The organism is Phormidium sp. FACHB-1136 (assembly GCF_014697375.1).
In the GTDB taxonomy this organism is placed as follows: Bacteria; Cyanobacteriota; Cyanobacteriia; order Phormidesmidales; family Phormidesmidaceae; genus Nodosilinea.
On sequence record NZ_JACJRS010000016.1, the window covers coordinates 53,386 to 71,661 of the forward strand.

The following is an 18,276-nucleotide window of genomic DNA, read 5'->3' on the forward strand; positions in this document are numbered from 1 at the left end:
CCATGCTATGACCGAGGACGCCGTGACTGCCCCCGATAACCTGCCCCAACCCTCGCCCCAGGACACCCCCAAGGGCAAGTCCACGAACACGCCCAAGGATGCCGTAGACGGTACTCTGCTGGGGTTGATCACCCTGGCGCTCTATACCCTCTTCACCCTGCTCCCCGGCAGCAGCACCATGATGACGGCTTGGCCGTGGGTGTTTTTGTGGCAGGTGGCGCTGTTGTTGCCGATCCTGTGGTTACTCTGGCAGGTATGGCACAAGCCCTTAACGGCTCTAGCCTTGGGGGCAGGGCTAGATTGGGTTGCGGCTCTGGCGGTGTTGGGGCTGGTTATTTCGACCCTAGCGGCAGAGTTTCATGCCCAGGCGCTTTGGTCTACCTGGGCGGCGCTGGGGGGAATTGCGGCCCTCTATGCCCTGCGGGGATGGTTCACCGACACCGACCGGGTGAAGGCGGCACTGTCCTTTCAAGGGTATTTGGCCCTGGCGTTTGTGGTGGTGAGCTTGGGCCTGTGGACACTGCAAATCTATCGGCCCGAACTGGCTCGGTTGCAGGCGCTTCAGCAGTACGGGGTGGAAACCGCCTTTAGCTTCCAGTTCACGAGCCTGCGCAACTGGCAACCCATCGGCCACCAGAACTATGTGGCGGGCTATCTGGTGCTGGTGATTCCCCTGTTTGTGGGGCTGGGGTGGATGGCCCAGGGCTGGCGGCGTTGGCTGTGGCTGGGGGCCACGGGGCTGGGCTTGGCGAATCTTTATACCACCAGTTCTCGCGGCGGCTGGCTGGCATTGATTGCGGCGGGGTTTGTGGGCTTGATCGTGGCGCTGATCTACAGTCCCCTACCTCGGCGCTGGGTGTTAGCGGCGGGGGCGGGGGCCACGGCCCTCCTGGCGGTGTTAATCGTCAGCAACAATCGCCTCAGTCAAGTCCTCAGTAATCTGGCCAGCGGCAACTTAGCCGGAGGAGAATTCTCCTACCGCTTCGTCACCAATGCGGTGGGCTGGAATATGGGCAAAAGCGCCCCCCTCACAGGCATCGGCCCCGGCAGTGTGCCCCTCGTCTACCAATACTATCGACCCCACTGGGCCGGACGCGACGCCGAACTGCAATTTCAACTGCACAGCACCCCCGCCCAGCTTTGGGGCGAATTAGGAATTTGGGGCGTTATCGTTCCCCTGGCCTTGGTGGGTGTGCTTCTCGCCCTGGTGATCCGCTGGATTCGGGCCGATGCCCGCCAAACGCCCTCTAGCCTGCCGCCGCTGATGGTGTGGTGCCTTCTCTCAGCCTTGGTCGGCTTTGCCCTCATCAGCCTCACCGACTACCAACTCGATATTCTCCCCATTAGCGGCGTCCTCATCCTCTATTTCGCCACCCTTTCCCACGCCCTAGTGCCTCGCCCAAAGGCAACAGGTAAAGGGCACAGGGCACAAGTGTCTCGAACGCTGGCCACCCTGGGCCTGGGCCTTTCCTTGGCCATGACCCTCTGGCTGGTTCCGGTACATCGGGCTTGGGGGCTGTCTAGCGATGGCTTTGCCGCCCTGGCCAAGCAAGACGTGAATCGTTTTGCCCAAAACCTAGAGCGTGCCCATCAACTGGCCCCCTGGGAACCCTACTACCCCTACCAACTGGGCTGGAACCTGGGCGACCTCAGCTACCAGGTGGAGGATAACCCCGACCTGCGGGCGGTGCTGCGGCGAGATGCCATCGCCTGGTTTGAGGTGGGCAACGCAACCGTGCCTTACCAGGAATTTGGCCACTCCAACCTGGGCTGGCTGCTGATCGAAAACAATCAAGCCGACGCAGCACGGCAATCCTTCCAGCGATCCATTGCCCTTATTCCCGCCAAGTCGGGGGTGTTTTTTGGCCTGGGTTTTAGCTGTTTGCAACAGGGCAATACCGCCTGCGCCACCGACGCCTTGGCCCTGGAACTCCTCCGTCATCCCGTCGTCCTCACCAGTCCCATGTGGCAGTTTGGCTCCCTAGCGCCCCTCTACGCCCCCGTCACCGAACGCCTAGAAACCCTCTACAGCGAACTGCTGGCCACAGGTGTGGACGATCCTGGTCTAACGGCCTTTTTGCAGCGGGGGCGGGGCACCCTGCGTTGGTGGCTGGGGGATTTGGCCGGGGCCGCTGAGGATTGGGACAACTCCGGTGGAGTCCTCCAATCTGCCCTGCTGACCCTGGCCGACGGCGGTACCGTGGACACTGAAACCCTGCCAGAGAGTCCAGCCAAGTACGCCATCGCCGCTTGGCAGACTCCCAGCCAACGCCAAGCCCTACTCAAAAAAGTCTGGGTGACCCAGCCCGAAGACCTGCCTCAACTGGCCGATAGCCTGCCCGACCCGGAGATGATCGCCACCTTAGCCGCCAGCATGGACAACGCCGCCAACTTTAAAGACTGGCTGCAACGCACCGCCCCAAGCTGGCAGCCCCGCAGCGGTCGTCTGGGGTTTGGGGTACTCAGCCGCCACATTGATGGGCCAACCCCCTCAGACTTTTACCCCCGCATTGAAAATGTGCCCATGGCAAAGTTCTTCTCGGAGGTGATCCCGTCCCCGGTCTTTTTTCCAGCCTTGGATCGGGCGTTGCAGCCCTACCAACAGAAGGCTTTGGAGTAGAAAGACCGCAGCCTACACCACCCCATCCCTCCCTTGGGGCTGGCCGCACATTCTATGCAAAAAGCCTTGGACTAGAAGTCCAAGGCTCAAGGTAGAAATCCTCTGAAAAGGATGGGTCTGGGTAGAGGGGCTGTGGCCCACGGTGCCCAACCCCTGGGAGGTTATCTAGGCTTCATGGCTGCGACGACGACGGCTGGCGACCCCCATCAGAGCCAAAGCCCCAAAGCCAAACACTAAGGAGGGTTCCGGAACAGCAGTTCCCACCACCTTAAAGTCGGGGCCATTGTCCAGCGACCCAGCGGCGGTAACCCGAACCCCATAGATCAGGCCGTCACCGAGGCCAAAGTCGGCTGCACTAATGCCCCGAGAACCAACAGATTGGATACTGGTGCCAATTTCCGTTGTACCCAGACTGAACCCTGCATCGCCCCAAAGAGCCTGGGTGATGGTAAACGCACTGCCCAGCAAGGTACCGCCTGCGCCTAGCGCCTGCAAGGTCAGGCTGCTGTTCCTGCCGCGCTCCCACACCAGCACATCGCGGGCCGCCCGGTCGAAGTTGAGATCCAGGGTATAGCTCCCCGTATCCTCACCATCAATAATGCTGCTGAGGTTTAGGTTACCCAGGTTGGTGACAATATCAGCGGCGGTAGGATCCTCAACAATGACGCCATCGTTGGAAAACTTGCCCCTGTCGGCACTAGCGGCCCCAGTGTTCCCTCCAGTAAATTTATCGTTGTGGACAATAGTAGCCCCATTCACCAGGGAGAACTGGCTAAAGGTTTGGCCACCGTAGGATACAGAATTTAGTAAAATGTCCCCTCTCCAGACGTCGTCGCCTGTGAGGGAACCATCTAGGCTGTAGTTGGTTGTAAAGCTAAAGGCTTCGGCGCGGCTGGCCCCAACCATCGCAAGGGTAAGGGCAGCGCCTGCGGCTAAGGCAAGCTGGTGAGAACGAAAAGTCATAAAAAACTCCAGTGTTTCTAAAGGGACTGTATTGCTCGCGTGGCTACAGGGTGGAATCTCGGCTTCTCCTTACCTAAGGCAGAGAACAAAACACAGAGAATATACTTAATGTCACACCAGACTTAGCCAAGCTGCATGTTCATTGTCCCAAAAGGGCATATTCAGCAAGCTGCAACCAATACTAAGCTGGCAAACGCTGTTCTAGCTTAAGGAGATGCGCGAACGTAGTCTCATACAGTATCTCAAAGACCTCCGTAATTTCCAGGAAACTCCTGGAACTACTCTCGCGGAATACACCTATATAAAGCTTTTGTAAAGAAAACCAGGAATGTGCCCCATAGTCGATTCCATGGGCTAAGAAGCATCGTGGGTTCGTCGTTCGATCTTCTCCCCCCCAGGGAGGCAGGTCTTGGGGCTAACGGTCGGCTAGGGGCGGGTGTATAGTAGAAAACTACATGATTGACTGAGCTTCAGGAGAATCGAGCTTGACTTTTTCCACCGAAGATTTCGCCAAAGCCCTGGAAGCCCACAGCTACGATTTTCAGGTGGGCAGCACCGTGCGCGGCACCATTATTGCCCTGGCCAACGATGGCGCAACCGTGGATATTGGGGGCAAGTCCGCCGCCTTTCTACCCATCCGCGAGGCCGAGGTGCGGGCCGTCCACAGCCTAGAGGGGCTGCTGGAAGTGGGCGCAGAATATGCCTTCCAGGTGATCAGCGACCAGGATGCCGATGGCCAAGTGCGGCTCTCCATCCGCAAACTGAAGGTCAAACAGCTTTGGGAAAAATTGGCCGAAATGGAGGCCCAAAGTGCGGTGATGGAGGCCAAGGTGACGGGCTTCAACAAGGGCGGCGTGACGGTGGATGTGGAGGGTTTGCGCGGCTTTGTACCCCGTTCTCACCTCAGCAGCGCCCCAGAATCCCTAGAGGAACTGGTGGGCCAGCGCCTCACCGTGGGCTTTTTGGAGGTGAGCCAAGCCAACAACAAGCTGGTGATGTCTCAGCGGGCGGCAGCACGGAGCCAGGTGATGGGGCAGTTGGAACTGGGGCAGCTCATCGAAGGTACCGTAGCCAGCCTCAAACCCTTTGGGGCCTTTGTGGATTTCAACGGCATCACCGGACTACTGCACATCAAGCAAATCAGCAAGAACTATATCGAAAACCTGTCCTCGGTGTTGCAGGCGGGTCAGCCGATTAAAGCGGTAGTGATTGCCTTGGATTCGGAGCGCAACCGCATTTCCCTCTCCACCCGCGCCCTCGAAAAGTACCCCGGCGAATTTCTGAAGGAGCCAGAAACAGTGATGGCCGAGGCCGAAAACCGCCTGGGCGACGTGGGCCGAATGCTAGCTGAAAGCGAGGCATAGCGATGGGTACCGTTTGGGAACTGGATTTTTACTCCCGGCCCTTGCTGGACGAAAACAACAAGCGCCGCTGGGAAGTGCTGATCTGCGAGGGCATCGTAGACACCCAGGCGAACCCGGCGGAGGGCTTTCGCTACAGCAAGTTTGTGGCCAATACCGAGGTCAACTCCACCACGCTGCAAGCGGCCCTAGAGGAAGCCATGGCCCAGGCCCCGACGCCGCCTTCGGGGATTCGCTACTTCCGCTACCAAATGCAGAATATGATCCAGCGGGCCTGCGAGGGCGTGAGCTTGACGGCCCGCCCCAGCCGCCGCACCCTGGCGCTGAACCAATGGCTGGCGGAACGCAACCAGTCCTTCTATCCCCAGCAGGAGGGCTACACCACCGCCCCCAGCCCCAGCGTGGCTGCGCCGCCCCCCACTCCCCGCGCTCTGCCCGATGCCCTGATGGGCCAAAAGTGGGCCTTTGTCAGCCTAGAGGCCAAGTCCTTTCAGGATCTCCCGGATTGGGACATTGGCTTTGGTGAGTCGTTCCCGCTATCTATGGCCGCCGTAGACGACAACGTGGCGATTCCAGGGCTGCTGATTTTCTCCCCCCGCGCCAATGCCCTAGCGGCCTGGATGTCGGGGCTGGAACTCTCCCACTGGCGCATTGATATGGGCAAAACCCCGCAGTTGGTGCTCGAAACCGGAGCCGCCGATAGCTGGATTTTGGCCAGTCTGGCGAACCCTTCCCTGCTGGCCGAGGCCCAACTGTTTGAAGCCGCCAAACGCAAGGCCAACCAGGTTCACTTTTTGGGCGTCCAAACCAGCGCCAACAGCGAGTCCTTCGAGGGTTTCTGGCTGCTGCAAGACCTCCCCCTTGGCTAGGAACCCCATGGCGACCCTGCCCCAGCGCATCCTCCATTGGCCCCACTGGCGCACCCTGATCCTCTACGGGGTGCTGTTGCTGATTGCCCTGGTGATGGTATTCCCCATGCTGTGGCTGGTTAGCACCTCCTTCAAAGGCCCCACGGAAAACCTGCTGGCCTCACCGCCCCAGTTGATTCCCCAGGCTCCCACACTCAATAACTACCGCCAGGTGTGGCAGAGCAATCCCTTTTTGCAATACTTCCTCAACAGCACCATCGTGGCGGTGCTCACGGTGTTCAGTAACCTGCTGCTCTGTTCCCTGGCCGCCTATCCCCTGGCAAGGCTGTCCTTTGTGGGGCGCGAGACCATCCTGGCCCTGATTGTCGCCACCATTATGATCCCCTTCCAGGTGGTGATGATCCCGCTGTACATCCTGGCGGTGAATTGGGGCCTGCGCAACAGCTACCTGGGCCTAGTGCTGCCCTACCTAGCCTCCGCCTTCGGCATTTTTTTGATGCGCCAAGCCTTTCAGGGCGTGCCCAAGGAGCTAGAGGAAGCCGCCCGCATGGATGGCTGTTCTGACCTGGGCATTTGGTGGAACGTGATGATCCCCGCCACTCGCCCCGCCCTGGTGACCCTGGGTATTTTCGTCTTCATCGGCACCTGGAGCGAATTCCTCTGGCCGCTGATTTTACTCGATCAGCCCGAACGCTACACCCTGCCCTTGGGGGTGGCCCGTCTGGCCGGAAGCTTCTCCCTCGACTGGCGCTTAATTGCAGCGGGATCGATTCTCTCGGTGCTACCTGCCATTCTGGTGTTTGTGCTGCTTCAGCGCTACATCGTGCCCACCGAAACGGGCAGCGGGGTGAAGGGGTAAGACATACACCGGAACAGCCTGTCCCAGGTTCCAAATCTTCGGTGAGGGTTGGGTTCCGCTTTGCTGTCCCCAATCTACACTGGAGGTATGTCAGTCAATCAGGGTTCATCCTTGGCCAACCCTGGGCTAGGCGTGACCTAATCTCCCTAACGTCTGGAGGTCGTCAACACCCATGGCCACAACATCGGAAGAGGTATGGCGCATTTTGGGCGAACTAGCGGAGGCCCAAAAAGAAACGGAACGACGGTTAGAGCAACGCTTTCTGGAAAGTGATCAGCGCATGGAGCAGCGCTTTCGGGAAACGGAGAAGCTGATGCGTCGCCAAAACCAGCAGTTCAATGAGCAGCTTGGCAAACTCGGCAACCGCCTAGGGGAATTTGTGGAATGGCAGGTGCGCCCTGTCGTGGTGCGATTGTTTCAGGAGCGAGGCATTGCCGTCCATGAGTTTTACCCTGGAGCCTCGGCCCAGCGCGGGGGCGAGGGCATTGAGATTGACCTGCTAGTTGTGAACTCCACGGAGGCCATTTTGGTGGAGGTGAAAAGCAAGCTCACCCAGGCCGATGTGGATGAGCACCTAGAGCGTCTGAGCAAGTTTAAGCGCCTGATGCCTCGCTACGGTGATGTGCGAGCCATGGGAGCTGTGGCTGGAATGGTGGTACCCGACGAAGTAGCCCGCTATGCCTATCGCCAAGGGCTGTTTGTAATGGCACAATCGGGGGATAGCGTCGTTATTCTCAATGATGTCGCCTTTCAACCTCGTCGTTGGTAAGCGCTAGACGGTAAGCTCTCGTAGTACTATCCCCTAGCCCATCCCGGTTTGCCATGCGTTTCAAAAACCGCTCTCCCCAATCGCAAATTCCTGAGGTCAACCTCGTCCCCATGATGGACGTGCTGATGACGGTGCTCACCTTTTTCATCATTATTTCCATGGGGTTAACGGGGCAGCAGATCCTCAACGTGCGCCTGCCCCAATCGGTGGCGGAGGGCGGCCTGGGTGAAGATGAGGTAATTTCTGTAGAAGCCCTGATGGTGGGGCTCGATAAAGACGGCAACCTTGTGTTCGACAACCAGCCCACCACCTGGAATGCTCTTTCCCAGGAGGTCACCACCTACTTTGCCCAAAACCCAGAGGGCCGCTTAGTCCTCAAAGCCGACCGAGAATTGACCTACAGCCAAGTCGCGAAACTGCTGGCGGATTTGCGGGCCATCGGTGGCAACCGGGTCTCTTTGGCGGTGGAATAGCGCCTTGCCTCCCACTCGTTAGGTTGTCGATTACCCAGGGTTTTTCTGTCCTGAAGGCGGGATAGAGGGGTGCCAACTCCATCACCATCGGCAGGATGGCCGCTGCAAAAGGGAACCTTCTAGGGGATACTTGAGACATCAATGATGACGAAGTGTGACAACCTATGGCCGCTGCGGTTTGCCTGCAAAACGTTCACAAGGTCTACAACGGCGTGTCCGTGGTCAACGACCTGTCCCTTTCCATCGAGGCGGGGGAGGTGTTTGGGCTGCTGGGGCCAAACGGGGCGGGCAAATCCACCACCATTCGCATGGTCACCACCCTGGCCCAGCCCAGCCAGGGGGATATCGTTGTGGCAGGCTATGACGTCAACCGTCAGCAGTTGGAGGTGCGCCGCCAAATTGGCGTGGTGCTCCAGCAAACCAGCGTCGATGGCGACCTAACGGTGTGGGAAAACATGGAATTCCATGGCCGAATGCACCACATTCCTAAGGCTCAGCGGCAGCGCAGCATCGATACCTGGCTGGAATATGTGGAGCTTCAGGATCGGCGGGACGACAAGGTAAAAACCCTATCCGGCGGCATGAAGCGGCGGCTGCAAATTGCCCGTGCCCTACTGCACAATCCCAAGATCTTGTTTCTGGACGAACCCACGGTGGGCCTCGATCCCCAAACTCGCCGTCGCCTCTGGGAAATTATCCAGCGCCTCAACCAGCAGGGCATGACCATGCTGCTCACCACCCACTATATGGAAGAGGTGGAGTATCTCTGTAATCGCATCGGCGTCCTCGATCAGGGCAACCTGATCGAACTGGGCACCCTCGAACAACTGCGCCAGCGCCACGGCCAAGGCATTGTGATGACCCAACGGGATGACCACTGGGACTACCAGTTTTTCCCCACCCTAGAAGCCGCCAACGCCTACCTGAGTCAACAACCCGACAAAACGGGTATGATGGTGCGCCCCTCTAACTTAGAGGACATTTTTGTGGAACTCACCGGGCGCAACCTCGATTAAAGGCGGTATCGTAGGAGCGATGTATCCTCGCCCCTAGGGAACAACCGCCATGGATTTAATGGGTTTAGTCAACCAAGTCATCGCTAGTAGCGACACCGAAGCCAACAGCAACCTGGTAGGGTCGCTGCTCGGTAGCCTCAACCAAGCCCCCGTCGAGAACACCCAAATTGGAGCCATTGCCGGACAGTTGCAGCAGGTGTTGCAAACCAAAAATCAGGGACAGGCCGACGCCGGATCGCTCATGGGCATTCTGCAAGCGGTGGCCAGTAGCGGTGCCATCGAACAGCTTTTAGCCTCCGAGCAGGTCGCCAACATTGCCCAGCAAGTCGGCGTAGATCCGGCCATGGTAAAAAACGTGACGCCCCTGATCGCCCAATTTTTAGTGAAAGGATCCAACAGCCAGGGCGGCGGACTGCTGCAAAAGGTGCTGTCTGGCGAGGTTGACCTGGCCCAGATGGCGAATCTAATCGGCATGGCCAGCAAGTTTCTGTAACCCGTCCCTATGTCTAGCCTAGCCACCACCATCGAAGCGATTTTGTACCTCAAGGGCCAACCCCTCTCCCTTGCCAAGCTGGCGGAACTGGCCCGCTGCGAACGGGAAGACATTGAGGAAGGGCTGATTGACCTGATGGACGACTACGCCCACCGGGACGGAGCCCTCGAAATCGTGGAGACGGTGGATGGCTACTGCCTTCAGCTCAAGGAACGCTATCGGTTTTTAGTGGATATGCTGATTCCCCTGGACCTAGGGGTCGGTGCCCTGCGCACCCTCGCCGCCATTGCCCTAAAAGGCCCCATCAGCCAAACCGATTTGGTGGATTTGCGAGGTTCTGGGGCCTACCAGCATGTCCAAGAACTGTTGACCCAAGGTTTTGTTCGCAAGCGCAAGCAGTCCGACAGCCGTTCCTCCCTGGTGCAAGTCACCGACAAGTTCTACCAGCACTTTGAAATCGACCAACTGCCCAAACTACGCCCAAAATCCCCCGGCCAACCCGCCGCAGACGACCTAGTGGACGAAGACGACCTCACAGACGAACCCCCAGAGGAGGATTCCGTAACGCCAGAAACCCCTGGCATCGACCTCTAGATCTCTGGGATTCCCGTGATACAATTAAAGACTGTGTCGAAAACTAGGGTTAACCATGCCGAAACTGAAGTCTCGCAAGGCGGCGGCCAAGCGCTTTCGCCGCAGTGGCAGTGGCAAAATCATGCGTCGCAAGGCGTTTAAGAACCACCTGCTACAACATAAAAACGCTGAACGGCGCTCCCGGCTGTCTAAAGCTGTGGTGGTTTCTGAGGAAGATGCGCCCAATGTTGAGCTGATGCTGCCCTACCTCTAGGTAGCCCTACAGCTAGATCGTTTGAGGGTTGAGGCTAGCTCTGGTGGGCCAGCACCGTCAAATTGTATCTAGGGTTAAATGTGTTTAGGTTAAACGTCTCCCCAAGGATTTAAACAGTCATGGCACGTGTGAAGCGCGGCAATGTTGCCCGGAAGCGCCGCAATAAAATTCTAAAACTGGCGAAGGGCTTTAGAGGCTCTCACTCTAAGCTGTTCCGTACCGCTAACCAGCAGGTGATGAAAGCCCTGCGCTACGCCTACCGCGACCGTCGCAACCGGAAGCGCGATTTCCGTCGCCTGTGGATTACCCGTATCAATGCGGCGGCTCGTCTGCACGATGTGAGCTACAGCCAACTGATGGGTCAGCTCAAAAAGGCCAACATCGAAATCAACCGCAAAATGCTGGCCCAAATGGCCGTCTTGGATCCCGATGGTTTTGCCAAAGTGGTTGAAGTGGCTGGTAAAGCCTAGACTCCAGACACAGCCTCAGTCATTGGCATGGTGATCAAGAAGCCGTAGCGGACAATGTCGATGGGTTCTCTGCGATTATTGCGGCTTGGTTTCGGCCTTATTCTGGGGGTACAGGTTGCTGTGCCCCCAGTTTTTGCGGCGGATCTCAAGACCATTCAAGCCCGAGGCTACCTCGTAGTAGCCGTGCGCGATCAGTGGCGACCCCTCAGTTTTCGCAATCAGGCTGGGGATCTGGTGGGCTTAGAGGTGGATCTCGCCCGCCAGTTGGCCCAGCGCATTTTTGACGACCCCAATGCCCTCGTTCTCGAGGTGGTACCCAACCGAGATCGCCTGCCTGTAGTGCTGGAAGATCGGGTGGATTTGGCCATCGCCGGGATTACCCAAACCCCGGAACGTACGCGCTTGGTGAGTTTTAGCCTACCCTACTACCTAGACGGGGCCGGGTTTCTGGTGCGGGAGGATCGGGATCGCACCCTTCAGTCCCTCAATCGGGGGCGAATCGGGTTGCTCCAGGGGTCTAGTACGATGGCCGCTGTGCGCTATATTTTGCCCCAGGCCCAGTTGGTGCCCCTAGCCAGCTATCAATCGGGACTTGACCACCTCCAGCGGGGGCAAGTCGAAGCCTTTGCCGGGGACGTGAGCACCCTGGTTGGCTGGCAGCAGGAGCAGTCGGGGTATACCTTACTGCCCACCGTGCTCACCGCCGAACCCTTGGCCATGGCCCTACCCCACGGCACCCAGTTCAACGACCTGCGCCACCTAGTAAACCAAAGCCTGCGTGAATGGCACCAAAGCGGCTGGCTGGAGGAACGCACCACCTTTTGGGGATTGCCCTAATCCCTGCCAAGGGCCTAACTCATGCCAAGATAGGAACAGATTTGTAGGACGCGCATTTAGTAGGACGCATATTTGAGCTATGGAGAACAGCAAGCTGCTTTTGACCTATCTAGCCATCCTCCTGGCGCTGTTGAGCGTAGCCGCCTTTTTTGTGGTGCGTCAGGTGCTTAAAACTCGTCGCATTGAGGGCACCCTGTCGCGTCTGCAAAACAAACTCACCAAGGAAAAGGGGACGGCCCAGGAATACTACGAACTGGGTAGCCTCCTGCTGGATAAAAAGCTCTACACCCAAGCGGCCCTCTACCTCCAGCAAGCCCTAAAGCAGGTGGATGGCGAAGAAATTGAGAATGCAGCCCTGGTCTACAACGCCCTTGGCTATGCCTACTTTGCCCAGGATCAGTACGACCTAGCCATCCGCAACTACAAAGAAGCGCTTAAGGTCGCCCCGAATTACGTCACAGCCTTGAACAACCTGGGCCACAGCTATGAGCGCAAACAACTGATGACCCAGGCGCTAGAAACCTACGAAAGCGCCCTGGCCCTTGAGCCAAATAATGGCACCGCCAAACGTCGGGCAGAATCCCTCAGAAAGCGTCTAGTGCCCTCAGGTCAGTAATTTCCATGACAGCTTAGCCCTCTAGTCTGGGTATTCTAAACCTATAGGATCCCAGTAAGCCTAGCGGCGTTGCGGTTCAACCGTCGCGGTTTTCTAGGCAAAAATACGCTGGTCAATCGGGTCTCTATTTATTCCGGATCCCGATAAGTTGTCGGCGTAAATGGATTTACCTGAGCCATCGCTTCAGGCCTGCCTCTGAAGTGCTGGTGTTTTCCAGTTTCCTTTTTTTGACTCTGATGCTTTGCTGATTGGTTAACTTAGGAGGTGATCCCAATGCGCATTTATCTAAGTCCTGCCTTACAACAACTCATTTCGACCACCACCCTTTGCCTCGCCCTTGGAGCCTTGGGTTGGGTTGCTTGGACTGCCGTCACCACTTGGACAAACGACCCAACTGTAGAGCAAATTCAGCAAATCCGTCAACCCATGTAGCCCTAGGGCCAGCATTCAACGATCCACCATCCTGGCATCCCCCTGCTTACCATCAATAGCCATAGCAGATTTCACTTGGTTGAAGTGCCATGAATCGGTGCCTCAAACGGCGAGGCGACAGTCATTCCCAAGCCGAAAGGCCCGCTGAAAGTGCAGATGGATGCACTGTGGTCGGTGGTCGATCATCCAGGAAACAAGCCATGGGTCTGGCTGGCCATGGATGCCGAGACCCGAGAAATCATCTCATCGAGGTGTCCTAAAGCTAGACTAAAAACTTGCTAAAAGCGCCCCCCTGACGAGGAGCGCTTCTTTTTTGAGGTAATCAAGGCGATCAATCCGCGAGGACTAACCGTTGATCATAGGAGCTTGGAGGATCACAGGGGTGACTTCGCCAGCGGAGGCCAGGTCGAGGGGGAAGTTGTGAGCATTGCGCTCGTGCATCACTTCCATACCCAGGTTGGCACGGTTGATCACGTCCGCCCAGGTGCCAATCACACGACCCTGAGAGTCGAGGATGGACTGGTTGAAGTTGAAGCCGTTCAGGTTGAACGCCATGGTGCTGATGCCCAGGGCGGTGAACCAGATGCCGATCACAGGCCATGCACCCAGGAAGAAGTGCAGAGAACGGCTGTTGTTGAAGCTGGCGTATTGGAAGATCAGACGACCGAAGTAGCCGTGGGCGGCAACGATGTTGTAGGTCTCTTCTTCTTGGCCGAACTTGTAACCGTAGTTCTGAGACTCGGTCTCGGTGGTCTCACGCACCAGAGAAGAGGTCACCAGGGAGCCGTGCATGGCGGAGAACAAGCTGCCACCGAACACAGCGGCCACACCCAACATGTGGAAGGGGTGCATCAGAATGTTGTGCTCTGCTTGGAACACCAACATGAAGTTGAAGGTACCGGAAATCCCCAGGGGCATCCCGTCGGAGAAGGAGCCTTGGCCGATGGGGTAGATCAGGAACACAGCGGTGGCGGAGGCCAGAGGAGCGGAGTAGGCCACGCAGATCCAGGGGCGCATCCCCAGACGGTAGCTCAGTTCCCACTGACGACCGAGGTAGCAGAAGCAGCCGATCAAAAAGTGGAAAATGATCAGCTGGTAGGGGCCACCGTTGTACAGCCACTCATCCAGGGAAGCGGCTTCCCAGATGGGGTAGAAGTGCAGACCAATGGCGTTAGAAGAGGGCACAACCGCACCAGAGATGATGTTGTTACCAAACATCAGAGAACCCGCCACGGGCTCGCGGATACCGTCGATATCCACCGCAGGGGCGGCGATGAAGGCGATGACGAAGCAGATGGTTGCAGTTAGCAGGGTGGGGATCATCAGCACGCCGAACCAGCCAATGTACAGGCGGTTTTCGGTGCTGGTAATCCACTGGCAAAACTGCTCCCATACACCCACGTTATCGCGGGAACGAAGGGAAGTAGTCATGATTAAAAGGCCAATGAATGGATAAGAATCAAACAGGATAGAGAATGATTAAGAATGCCTATCCTGTTGGTTATCGTAAAGTTTCCCTCGCGATTTCAAAAGCCCTAATCAGAAAAGTTTATTTCGTTGCACAAAAGTAAATCATCTGTTGCAAAACGAAATATCTCCGCCATATAAATCTATGTTTTTGTTGCGAAGGGTAACGCATCAGCCCGGTGGCCAATGCATGGCTCGTCCGCCCATCAAATGAAAATGTAGGTGAAAGACCGTTTGACCGCCCTCGGTGCCAATGTTGGTGACGACACGATAGCCCTTTTCGGTGAGCCCTTCTTGATCGGCAATTTGCTGAATGATCAACAGCATATGGCCCAGGACTTCCTTATCCTCAGCGGTGATATCAGCCAAACTGGGGATAGGCTTTTTAGGGATCACCAGAATATGGACGGGGGCTTGGGGCGCGATATCCCGAAAGGCGATGCACAAATCGTCTTCGTAAACGATGTTGGCGGGAATTTCCCGGCGAATAATTTTGCCAAAAATGGTGTCGCCGCTCATGGGAAGGCTCTGTAAACAACCGTTGCCATTCTCCCACAGGACTTCCCCCACGCCAGCACAGCTACCCACGACGTGATCGGTTCATCCCGTCACAGATTCACGACCAGTTCGCGACAGCAGCGGGAGTTGGGCCGCCGCGCCATACCGTCTATGTTGACCCTAGGGGGCTACTTTGACCCTAGGTGAGAGAGATCCAGGGTGCCAAAATTGAGGCTAAGGGCGATGTTGACGTTTTCCAAGACCTTCACTAACCAATCCACTGCGTCGCTCGATGCGGTTTCGTAGTGGTTGAACAGGATGGAGAAGCGGCGATCTAGGAAGGGTCTCACCTTTTGGCAAATCAACAGGATCCGCAGCAGCAACCCGGTGGTGTTGATGGGACCGAGGTTATTGATCAGGTCGATAAAAACATAGTGCTGCTTGCCTGCACTGGGATCCACGACTAGGAAATTGAACAGATTGCTGCATGTCCGCACTCGCAGAAAATCGTCGGCAGGTTTGTTATCGCTGTCGGCAAAGCTACCAAATAGGTGGTCGTGCAGCATCTTCTTAAACTGACGCTGCCCATACCCCGGATCCACATCGGCCATGATGTAGTCGAAGAGGTCGGTCTTAAAATCGCGGAAGGTGCCGCCCTGGGGGTGGTTCATCAAAAATCGCTGGGCCGTGTCCCGATAGCTGAGACTTTGCCCCGGATCGCGACGGCGGGCAAACTGCTTCAGGGAGGTGACCAATTCCCGATCATTGAGCAGGGTTGGATTTTGGATCTCCCGCAGGCGACTGATGGACTGGGACTGCCCCTGGAGATAGAGTTGCCGCTGGCGCATCCGGTAGGTGACGTAGTGGGATAGGTCTACCTCCAGTTGATGCTGGGCTTCGGCCTGCATGGTGCGGACAATTTGCTGGTGTTGCAGATCGCTGTCCTCGGTGACTAGGCAATGTTCGTAGAGGTAGGGGTAGCGGTTGATGAGCGACCCTAGGGGCACCACTGAGGGCTCGGCAGGTTTACCCTTGGCGGCCTGACGAGCTTCAATAATGCGGGCCAAACGCCGCAGGGCGAGGTACTGCTCGGTCTCTCTGAACTCCTTAGCCGCCTGTCGAATTCGACGCATGGAGCGGGAACGGGAGAGTTCTGTGACGCGGCTGGTCGCGGTGGGTTCTTCCTCAAACAAGTCCACCAGGTTGAGGATGGCGGACTGGAGTTGGGGATGGGTTTGCCAGCGGTTAATCAGAATGTGGCAGCAGCGGTTGAGGATGAAACGAAAGTACTCCTCCACCTCTGGGGACGACAGGATATTGTCTAGGGCCACAATCACATCACGATCTGGATAGCCAAAGCCATCGATAAAGAGGGACTGGAATCGCCCAATGAGCATCTCCGGTGACTCGGAACCAACACAACCTAGCAGGTGGCTGTATAGGAATTCCTCATCAGCTGTGGTGATGCGGTGATTGTGGGTTGCTTGCGTTTTCACGGAGTTTACCGCCCTTGCCTTGGCATTGCGACCCCAATGGGAAACGACCCCGATGGGAATCGTGGAGGATCTAGAGTGAGCATAGGGTCGTGGAACGACGGATGAAGGAACAGGTGGTCGCTTGGATAGGTCGATGTAGATGCACGGGATGGTAATGGAAAACCCTTACCTCATATCTAAACGGAAAGCAGGGCTAGCCTGCGTCAGTTTTTACACCAGATTACGGAGGTACCATACTCTACAGTAGTGCGTATTTCTTCGATTGAGCCGGAGGAACCCGCAACGGACGCAAAGGAACGATAAATCTCGAAGAGAGCATGTAAGGCCACGGTGAAGATCCTTGCTCAGTTTGTCCCAAAGGTCTCATCCACTGGGACTTGAGCCAAAAACTAGCATTTGTAGTTCCTACAACCGAGGCGGTGAGAATTCATGACGAGGGACATGATTACTTTACAATTGATCAGCCTTCTTTACAAACCATGTAAGAAGCCTTACTCGTTAGGACGTGTAAACCTCGACCGTAGGATCTCGGATGACCGATTTGGCTGCACTGGGTAGCTTAGCGAAAGTTTTACAGGCACCCCTCGATTATTTACCGATTAATGTCCAGCAAGCGTCGGTATCCAGCATTACAACAGATACCCGTGATCTGCGGCAAGGGGCGTTGTTTGTGGCCCTCAGGGGGGATCGCTTTGATGGCCACGACTTTCTAGAAACAGCGGTGGCCCAGGGGGCGGTGGCGGTGGTGGTGCGGGCAGATCGGGTGCGGCCTGACTTGCCCTGTGTGCCCGTGGCCGATACCCTAGCCGCCTACCAGCGCCTCGGCCAGTGGTGGCGCACCCAGCAGCGGGCTAAGATCGTAGCTATTACTGGATCCGTTGGCAAAACCACCACGAAGGAACTGATTGCCGCTGCCCTTGGCACCCAGGGGGCGGTGCTCAAAACCCAGGCCAACTACAACAATGACATTGGCGTACCCAAAACCCTGCTGCAACTTCAGCCCCACCACGACTTTGGGGTGATTGAAATGGGAATGCGGGGGCCAGGGGAAATTGCGGTGCTGGCCCAAACGGCCCAGCCAGACATCGCGGTGATTACCAACGTGGGAACGGCCCACATTGGCCGATTGGGGTCAGAGCAGGCCATTGCGAACGCCAAGTGTGAACTGCTGGCGGAACTGAGCCCCCAGGGCATCGCCATCCTCAACCACGACAATGATCGGCTGATGGCCACGGCGGCGACGGTATGGCCCGGTCGCACCCTCACCTTTGGCCTAGAGGGGGGCGATGTTCGGGGCACTCTGCGGGATCCTGACACCCTAGACATTGATGGCGTTGCCCTGCCTCTCCCCCTGCCGGGACGACACAATGCCCTGAACCTTCTCGCTGCTGTCGCCGTGATGCAGGCTCTCGATCTTGATTGGAGAGGGCTTCAAGGGGGAATCACCGTGGATCTACCCAAGGGGCGTGCTCGTAAGCTTGACCTAGGCCAAGACATTCTGCTGCTAGACGAAACCTACAATGCCGGGTTTGAGGCTATGGCCGCCGCCCTTCACCTGCTGGCAGAAACCCCCGGCCAGCGGCACATTGCCGTGCTGGGCACCATGAAGGAATTGGGGGCTCAGTCCGTCGCCCTGCATCGGCGGGTGGGGGAAATAGTGCGGCACCTCCAGATCGATCACCTGTTGACCCTGGCCGACCCCGACGAAACCAACGCCCTTGCCGAGGGTGCCCAAGGCGTTCCTACCCTCACCTTTGATGACCACGACAGCCTAACAACTCACCTCAAAACCCTACTGCAACCGGGTGACCGCGTGCTGCTAAAGGCTTCCCGTTCCGTGGCTCTAGATCGGGTAGTAGATGCCCTGACGGCGCAAACGGTCAACCATGACTAATCGATGCCGACTATGTATTGGGACAATCAATGAATAATGAATTAGGACGATCAACCACTGTGGTGGCCATGGGGGTAAGCTGATATGCATTTAAATTGCATTGATTGTGTTTCCTTTGTTTTTGATCTTGCGATCCCATTTGATGACAAGCTGTCCTTCGTTCAACAGGTTATGAACAAGCGCTTCTAAATCCTCAATCGACTCAAATAGACGATTGGCAATGAATTCCTTTGCAGAGTGCCAAACTAACTCGATTAAATTATAGTCCGGACTGTAGGGTGGCAGAAATTCTAAAA

The 18,276-nt window shown here is 56.9% G+C and carries 20 protein-coding genes; 15 read left to right on the plus strand and 5 right to left on the minus strand.

The genetic code is table 11. The features are described from left to right. The first annotated feature begins 7 nt into the window (after positions 1 to 7). Entirely contained in the window at positions 8 to 2,620 is a 2,613-nt protein-coding gene (locus tag H6G62_RS07165) for an O-antigen ligase family protein (protein ID WP_190493491.1), read from the plus strand. A 165-nt stretch (positions 2,621 to 2,785) separates the two neighbouring features. Here H6G62_RS07165 and H6G62_RS07170 read toward each other — a convergent pair whose 3' ends face one another. Further along, the gene (locus H6G62_RS07170) at positions 2,786 to 3,583 is read right to left on the minus strand and encodes an exosortase-dependent surface protein XDP2 (RefSeq protein ID WP_190493492.1); all 798 of its coding nucleotides are present in this window, start codon (positions 3,581 to 3,583) and stop codon (positions 2,786 to 2,788) included. Between the two features lie 485 nt (positions 3,584 to 4,068). Between H6G62_RS07170 and H6G62_RS07175 the strand changes: the two genes are divergently transcribed. The 13 genes from H6G62_RS07175 (at position 4,069) to H6G62_RS07235 (ending at position 12,625) form a co-directional block, all read left to right on the plus strand. Next, a complete protein-coding gene (locus H6G62_RS07175) occupies positions 4,069 to 4,947 on the plus strand; it encodes a S1 RNA-binding domain-containing protein (protein WP_190493493.1) in 879 nt (292 codons plus the stop codon). A 2-nt stretch (positions 4,948 to 4,949) separates the two neighbouring features. After that, positions 4,950 to 5,813: a Tab2/Atab2 family RNA-binding protein gene (locus H6G62_RS07180; RefSeq protein ID WP_190493494.1), complete on the plus strand. Its 864-nt coding sequence runs from the start codon at positions 4,950 to 4,952 to the stop codon at positions 5,811 to 5,813. Between the two features lie 7 nt (positions 5,814 to 5,820). Then, on the plus strand, positions 5,821 to 6,672 hold the full coding sequence (locus H6G62_RS07185; RefSeq protein WP_190493496.1) for a carbohydrate ABC transporter permease: 852 nt from the start codon (positions 5,821 to 5,823) through the stop codon (positions 6,670 to 6,672). A 172-nt stretch (positions 6,673 to 6,844) separates the two neighbouring features. Beyond that, complete coding sequence (locus H6G62_RS07190; protein WP_190493505.1) at positions 6,845 to 7,441, plus strand: DUF3782 domain-containing protein; 597 nt, start codon at positions 6,845 to 6,847, stop codon at positions 7,439 to 7,441. 53 nt (positions 7,442 to 7,494) lie between these two features. Continuing rightward, positions 7,495 to 7,914: a biopolymer transporter ExbD gene (locus H6G62_RS07195; protein WP_190493507.1), complete on the plus strand. Its 420-nt coding sequence runs from the start codon at positions 7,495 to 7,497 to the stop codon at positions 7,912 to 7,914. A 164-nt stretch (positions 7,915 to 8,078) separates the two neighbouring features. Beyond that, positions 8,079 to 8,930, plus strand: a complete 852-nt coding sequence (locus H6G62_RS07200; protein WP_190493509.1) for an ABC transporter ATP-binding protein — start codon at positions 8,079 to 8,081, stop codon at positions 8,928 to 8,930. Between the two features lie 49 nt (positions 8,931 to 8,979). After that, the gene (locus H6G62_RS07205) at positions 8,980 to 9,423 is read left to right on the plus strand and encodes a hypothetical protein (RefSeq protein WP_190493511.1); all 444 of its coding nucleotides are present in this window, start codon (positions 8,980 to 8,982) and stop codon (positions 9,421 to 9,423) included. A 9-nt stretch (positions 9,424 to 9,432) separates the two neighbouring features. Continuing rightward, positions 9,433 to 10,017, plus strand: a complete 585-nt coding sequence (gene scpB, locus H6G62_RS07210; RefSeq protein WP_190493519.1) for an SMC-Scp complex subunit ScpB — start codon at positions 9,433 to 9,435, stop codon at positions 10,015 to 10,017. Between the two features lie 55 nt (positions 10,018 to 10,072). Next, positions 10,073 to 10,270 (plus strand): 50S ribosomal protein L35, encoded by a 198-nt coding sequence (gene rpmI, locus H6G62_RS07215; protein ID WP_190493521.1) that lies wholly within the window; start codon positions 10,073 to 10,075, stop codon positions 10,268 to 10,270. 119 nt (positions 10,271 to 10,389) lie between these two features. Continuing rightward, positions 10,390 to 10,740 carry a 50S ribosomal protein L20 gene (gene rplT / locus H6G62_RS07220; protein ID WP_190493523.1) on the plus strand — a complete coding sequence of 117 codons (351 nt, stop codon included), beginning with the start codon at positions 10,390 to 10,392 and terminating at the stop codon, positions 10,738 to 10,740. Between the two features lie 120 nt (positions 10,741 to 10,860). Further along, positions 10,861 to 11,577: a transporter substrate-binding domain-containing protein gene (locus H6G62_RS07225; protein ID WP_199324808.1), complete on the plus strand. Its 717-nt coding sequence runs from the start codon at positions 10,861 to 10,863 to the stop codon at positions 11,575 to 11,577. Between the two features lie 79 nt (positions 11,578 to 11,656). Beyond that, complete coding sequence (locus H6G62_RS07230; protein ID WP_190493527.1) at positions 11,657 to 12,193, plus strand: tetratricopeptide repeat protein; 537 nt, start codon at positions 11,657 to 11,659, stop codon at positions 12,191 to 12,193. A 273-nt stretch (positions 12,194 to 12,466) separates the two neighbouring features. After that, positions 12,467 to 12,625 (plus strand): hypothetical protein, encoded by a 159-nt coding sequence (locus H6G62_RS07235; protein ID WP_190493529.1) that lies wholly within the window; start codon positions 12,467 to 12,469, stop codon positions 12,623 to 12,625. A gap of 345 nt (positions 12,626 to 12,970) precedes the next feature. Here H6G62_RS07235 and psbA read toward each other — a convergent pair whose 3' ends face one another. The 3 genes from psbA to H6G62_RS07250 all read right to left on the minus strand — a co-directional run bounded on the left by psbA (position 12,971) and on the right by H6G62_RS07250 (position 16,086). Continuing rightward, positions 12,971 to 14,056 carry a photosystem II q(b) protein gene (gene psbA, locus H6G62_RS07240; protein WP_190493531.1) on the minus strand — a complete coding sequence of 362 codons (1,086 nt, stop codon included), beginning with the start codon at positions 14,054 to 14,056 and terminating at the stop codon, positions 12,971 to 12,973. A gap of 207 nt (positions 14,057 to 14,263) precedes the next feature. Beyond that, entirely contained in the window at positions 14,264 to 14,611 is a 348-nt protein-coding gene (locus H6G62_RS07245) for a histidine triad nucleotide-binding protein (RefSeq protein ID WP_190493542.1), read from the minus strand. Positions 14,612 to 14,778: 167 nt separating this feature from the next. Continuing rightward, a complete protein-coding gene (locus H6G62_RS07250; protein ID WP_190493533.1) occupies positions 14,779 to 16,086 on the minus strand; it encodes a hypothetical protein in 1,308 nt (435 codons plus the stop codon). 532 nt (positions 16,087 to 16,618) lie between these two features. Between H6G62_RS07250 and murF the strand changes: the two genes are divergently transcribed. Beyond that, entirely contained in the window at positions 16,619 to 17,980 is a 1,362-nt protein-coding gene (gene murF / locus H6G62_RS07255; protein WP_190493535.1) for a UDP-N-acetylmuramoyl-tripeptide--D-alanyl-D-alanine ligase, read from the plus strand. Between the two features lie 90 nt (positions 17,981 to 18,070). Here murF and H6G62_RS07260 read toward each other — a convergent pair. Beyond that, positions 18,071 to 18,276: transposase (locus tag H6G62_RS07260; RefSeq protein WP_190492982.1), on the minus strand; the 206-nt coding region annotated here is incomplete at its 5' end.